Source organism: Polaromonas sp. P1_G2, assembly GCF_056405515.1.
On record NZ_JBFUBY010000751.1, the window covers coordinates 1 to 575 of the forward strand.

1 protein-coding gene is annotated in these 575 nt (G+C 61.6%); it reads left to right on the plus strand.

The genetic code is table 11. From position 1 onward, the window contains the following. The coding region (locus AC1D0P_RS27380) for an MFS transporter (RefSeq protein WP_477679607.1) at nt 1-575 on the plus strand (575 nt) is incomplete at both ends.

Below are 575 nucleotides of genomic sequence, written 5' to 3' on the forward strand. Positions count from 1 at the left end.
GTATGTCAGCCATCGCCGGCAACAGGTCTCAAAGGCGCCGGCCAGCCGTACGCTGCCGCTGCCACAGAACAAGGTGCTTTGGGCCTTCCTGATTCTCGTCCTGCTGACAGCGACCAAAAATGTCTACATGTCGAGCATTTCCAGCTATTTCACTTTCTACGTCATCCAACGCTTCGGCATGAGCGTGCAGGCGTCACAGCTGATGCTGTTCCTGTTCCTTGGATCGGTGGCGGTCGGCACTTTCCTGGGCGGCCCGATCGGCGACCGTTTTGGCGCTCGCTTCGTCATCTGGTTCTCGATCCTCGGCGTYATCCCSTTCGCGCTGCTGCTGCCMTAYGCRAACCTGTTCTGGACCTGCGTTCTGTCGGTGGTGATCGGCCTGATCTTCGCTTCGGCTTTCTCGGCCATCGTCGTCTTCGCCCAGGAACTGATTCCCGGCCGGGTAGGCCTGATCGCCGGCATCTTCTTCGGCTTCGCCTTCGGCGCCGGCGGACTGGGCGCGGCGCTGCTCGGCCTGCTCGCCGACAAGCATGGCCAGGACGGCATCGTGCTGGTCTACAAGGTCTGCTCGTACC